Annotated in this window: 6 protein-coding genes and 1 pseudogene; all 7 read left to right on the top strand. The window is 51.0% G+C overall.

All coding sequences use genetic code 11. The annotated features are described in order from the left end of the window. Positions 1–134: 134 nt before the first annotated feature. Positions 135–376 (top strand): annotated as a pseudogene (locus ENN68_02610) (hypothetical protein). 419 nt (positions 377–795) lie between these two features. After that, positions 796–1,188 carry a hypothetical protein gene (locus ENN68_02605; GenBank protein ID HDS44982.1) on the top strand — a complete coding sequence of 131 codons (393 nt, stop codon included), beginning with the start codon at positions 796–798 and terminating at the stop codon, positions 1,186–1,188. 315 nt (positions 1,189–1,503) lie between these two features. Continuing rightward, positions 1,504–2,628, top strand: a complete 1,125-nt coding sequence (locus ENN68_02600; protein HDS44981.1) for a DegT/DnrJ/EryC1/StrS family aminotransferase — start codon at positions 1,504–1,506, stop codon at positions 2,626–2,628. Positions 2,629–2,724: 96 nt separating this feature from the next. Then, positions 2,725–3,009, top strand: a complete 285-nt coding sequence (locus ENN68_02595) for a hypothetical protein (protein HDS44980.1) — start codon at positions 2,725–2,727, stop codon at positions 3,007–3,009. Continuing rightward, entirely contained in the window at positions 3,009–3,368 is a 360-nt protein-coding gene (locus tag ENN68_02590; GenBank protein ID HDS44979.1) for a hypothetical protein, read from the top strand. Before ENN68_02595 ends, ENN68_02590 begins: the two co-directional genes overlap by 1 nt. Before the next feature lie 114 nt (positions 3,369–3,482). Beyond that, positions 3,483–4,415: a Gfo/Idh/MocA family oxidoreductase gene (locus ENN68_02585; protein HDS44978.1), complete on the top strand. Its 933-nt coding sequence runs from the start codon at positions 3,483–3,485 to the stop codon at positions 4,413–4,415. Beyond that, on the top strand, positions 4,415–4,596 hold a 182-nt coding region (locus ENN68_02580; protein HDS44977.1), incomplete at its 3' end, for an N-acetyltransferase. The genes ENN68_02585 and ENN68_02580, both read left to right, overlap by 1 nt.

Below are 4,596 nucleotides of genomic sequence, written 5' to 3'. Positions count from 1 at the left end.
GAGGATGTGCTCCTGAAGAGCCGGATGAGGGAAAACTTCACGTCCGGTTCTGTGAGGGGGCTCATAGTCACCTCGGAGCCAGTACTCCAACAAGAGGTAGGCTATGAGCTCTACTCGACAATAGCGCGGCTGATATGGATTTAGATTACTTCATCCTGCACACGGGGCAGCACTCTTCCTACACCATGGATCGCGTCTTCTTCGAGCAGCTCCGGCTGCCTGAAGCTCGTATAACTTAGACGTCGGCTCTGGCAGTCACGGCGAGCAGACCGGTAAGATCTTGATGGGTGTGGAGCAGGTTCTCCAGAAAGAGCAGCCGAATGTCGTGCTGGTGGAAGGCGACACGAACACCATCCAGAACGGCAGGACCGGATAGGTCTTCTCGGCTGACGAGCCTGCAGACGAATTACAAGCGCTGCTCTGCGCGCTTACATGGGTGAGAAAAAGCGAACCAGGTTGACTGATGAGAATGAGTGAAGATTATATATACCGCGACTTCAGAACCACATCTTACTGAAGAACTGCGAAGTTATAGACGAGATTGCGGTATTTGTATTACCCGTCTTTCCTGTGAATTCACATTACCGCGCAATATACTTAAAGGCGAGCAATGAGACCACGATAAACTAGAATCTCTTTCTCTTATCCCTTTTTATCGCACCATCAAGTTATTTATACAGGCTGTACAATCATTCTCTTCGGGGCTGTATGAAGGAAAAGGCACGAGACACGCGCATGCACCTGCAATCGCGTCAATTTCTTGCTAGCTAGCTAATGGGTCAGGGAACAAAACAAATGACGGTAGTAACACATAAAATGCTTCGGGACAAGCTCCGGAAAGGGCGAATCCGGGGGAATTGGCGAGTGCTCGACGAAAATGAGAAGGCGTTGTATCGTGTCGCGTTAGCCTATACGAAGCCGAAACGGAGAACAGCTCGGGTCAACGGGCGGAGGCAAGAGATCGAAATAGGCCGAACGATTGTGCAAACCTTGCTCGTGCAGAAACTACTTGAGCTGTTTGAGAAGTTGCTGGAGACCCGGGGCATGAAGATCTTTAAACGCGGCTTCGCGAAAGCAGTTGAGTTGCAGCAACGTTGCGGTACGGTCGTCTGGGCATCGTCATTACCACAGTGGCTGAAGGACCCCGATTTTATCTTCTGGCTTGGCGCCATGCGCAGAGGGACCTAACGAACTTGATAAAACGAGCACCTGAGTTCTCTATATACGCGAAGCAGTAGGATGTACGTTGATACGTTTTTTAGATTTAGAAAATCGGACGATCGGCTCCGCGATGAAGATTTCACGCTAGGAGAGTAGAAAGATGCCACGAGCGAATTATCGAAGGATAGCAAAGGGGTATGTACCTCACGAGCCCACTACAGTGGGGAGAGCAGCTATTCTACGTATTCTGGTGCTTTGTCTCAGCGGTCAGATTCTCGGCCGACGTATCACGTTGCGGATTTACTCGGTATCCCAAAATAATGAATATGCTCGTTTCATCTTATGAACTCTGAATCGCCACTCTCAGATCCAACACTATTAGTTCCGCTTGCTAAGCCTGTGCTAGGCGAAACGGAAATCACTAACGTTCTTGAAGCATTACAATCAGGGGTGCTTGCCAGCGGCGCGTGGGTAATGCGGTTTGAGGAAAAATTTGCGAGCTACGTAGGCGTAAACCATGCGGTGACCACCACGAGTGGCACGGTCGCACTGGATTTGGCACTGAAAGCATTAAATATAAAAGAAGGTGATGAGGTTCTCGTGCCTGATTTTTCATTCATCGCAACGGCCAATGCGGTCCTGTTCCAGAATGCGAAACCCGTCTTCGTGGACGTGAACGAGCGGACGTTCACTATTGATCCAGACGATGCAGCGGAGAAGATCACGGCAAAAACAAAAGCGGTACTGGGCGTGCACCTGTTCGGGCATCCGTTTGACGTGAAAGCTTTGCAGGCGTTATGCGCGGACCACCAGCTCTATTTAATTGAAGATTGCGCGCAAGCGCACGGTGCAGAGTACGAGCGAGCGCGCGTTGGTACGTTCGGTGATCTCAGCTGCTTCTCGTTCAATGGCACGAATAACATGACCACGGGCGAGGGCGGCATGGTAACGACGAACGATTCTCAACTAGCGGAGCAAGTGCGATTGCTCATCAATCATGGCCAGAGTCAGAAGTACCTGCACACCAGCCTGGGCTACAATTACCGCATGACCGAGCTGCAGGCGGCACTGGGGCTCGCGCAACTGCAGCAGCTCGAAAGGTTCACCAAACGCAGGATAACCAATGCGAAGTATTTGAACCACCGTCTGAATCGCGCGCTGGAGAAGCCGTACAAAGAGAAGAACGTGCGACACGTGTACCATCAGTATGTGCTGAAGCTAGCGGATAGCTTTCCGATGAGCAGAGACGCTTTCATGAGCCATTTGAGCCAGAACGGGATCGGAACAGCCGTGCATTACCCGCTGCCGATCCACATGCAGCCGTTATATCAAAACCTCGGCTATGAGCGTGATCAGTGCCCGACAGCGACGCGCTTAGCGAAGCAGGTGCTGAGTTTACCGGTGCACCCCGCGTTGAGCAGGGACGAGCTCGTGTACATCCACACGACGATAAACGCGGTACGGTAGCAAGAAAATGGACGTTGGCGTAATCTAACTTTTCTTTGGAAAAGAAAACTTAACTAAAGAAATTTAAGAAAGTAGATAAATAGGAGATGCTTTAAGGTGCTGTTCGAAGTGAAAAAGACAGGAATATCCGAGGAGGTCGTCAAGGATGTGGTTGCTCGGACGCTGAAAGCGAAAGTAGCGGAGCTCAACAACAAGTTACGAGAAATCGAGGAGAGCATTCGTTACTTCGAGCGGAAATACGGTATGAAGACGGCGGATTTTTACGATAAATTCAAACGAGGCGCAGCGGGCGACGATATGGACTTTTTCGAATGGAAGGCTCTGAAGGAGCTGAACGATGAGCTCAGAAAAGAGCGAAATGCGCTCCTTGCGGCTATTTGATGATTGCGCAGTATTTCCAGTTTTTGAAGACTATTGCGGGCAGCGATCCTTCGGTCAAGAACGTACGGCAGATTTCAGAACGTATCGGCGTGAAGACCGGTTATACCAGGTTTGCACTTGAGTTACGAGACGGTTCCGAGCTGCACGTTTTCGAATACGTTACTTCGAGTATGCGTAAGCTGGATTACTCCTATCACTGGCAGGATAAGGAGCAGAACTTGATTATGCGGTGGGATAACGCACCACACCATCCAGAGGTGGCAACGCATCCGCATCATCTTCATCATGATGGTACCGTGAAACCTCAACAGGAGCCGACATTAGCAGAGATCCTCAAAATGATCGGGGAGCGCCTATGAGAAGCAACTTTTCTTTGAAAAGAAAGTGCGACAAAGAAACTGGAAACAAAAAATGCGGTTCTCTCTTTCTACGTTATATCTGTGTGACAGTAAACGAGGTACGGTAGCACGAACATGGACGTTGGCGTGATTGGCGTAGGCACGATGGGCAGGAACCACGTGCGCGTGTATACCGAGTTCAAGGATGTTGATAACGTTTACCTGTATGATGTTGATGGCGCTGCAGCACGGCGCATGAGCGAGCAGTACGGCGAAGGCGTGCTGGTGAGTGATTCAATCACATCCCTGCTGGATACGGTGGATTTGGTGAGCATCTGCGCGCCGACGAAATACCACTTTGAGCTCGCCCGGCAGGCGGTTGGAATGGGCATCCACTGCCTGATCGAGAAGCCGATCTGTTCAACCAGTGAAGAGGCCGCGCAGCTCGTACAAGCGATACAGGACGACGTCGTGGTGGTCGGTGTAGGGCACATCGAGCGGTTCAATCCAATTGTAAGGGAAATAAAGCAGCTCATCAACCGTCCCCGGTATATCGAGATCAAACGGCTCAATCCGGCATCGACACGCATCACGGATGCGGACGTTGTGACGGACCTGATGATCCACGACATCGATCTCGTGTGGAACTATTTCATGGATGGTTATTCATCGTACCATCTGGACTCGGTCTGGGATGAGGACCTGTGCACGGCGATTGCACGATTCGGCGATTGCGCGGTGTCGCTATCGGCGAGCCGAATAGCGTGTAAAAAGACACGGAGCATCTACGTTGAGGACGAGGATTTTTCGGTTGAGGGCGATTTCATGAACCAGGAGGTCTACATCTATCGCAAGCCGCAGAAGTACAGCGAGGTCAATTCGCGCTACGTGCAGGAGAACATCATCGAGAAGGTGCTCGTGAGCAAGGTGGAACCGCTGAAGGAGGAGTTGAAGATGTTTGTGCGGTGCGCGAAAGACGGAGCAGAATTCCCGGTGACGGCCGAGCAGGCGCTCTTTAATCTGCAAATAACCGAGGAGATCCGAGCAAAAGGAAGGGTGCAGAAGTAATGACGTTCTTCAAGCATCCCACCGCGATCGTCGAGAGCGAGGAGATCGGCGAAGGCACGAAGATCTGGCATTTCGTGCATGTACGTGAGAAGGCGAAGATCGGAAAGAATTGTATCATCGGTAAGAGCGCGTATATTGATACTGAGGTCGAGATCGGTGATACTGTCAAGATCCAGAATTT

The sequence above is a fragment of the Methanomicrobia archaeon genome (genome assembly GCA_011049045.1).
GTDB lineage: Archaea > Halobacteriota > Syntropharchaeia > Alkanophagales > Methanospirareceae > JACGMN01.
The sequence above is the reverse complement of the archived record's forward strand: the minus strand, read 5'-3'. Positions and strand labels throughout refer to the sequence as shown.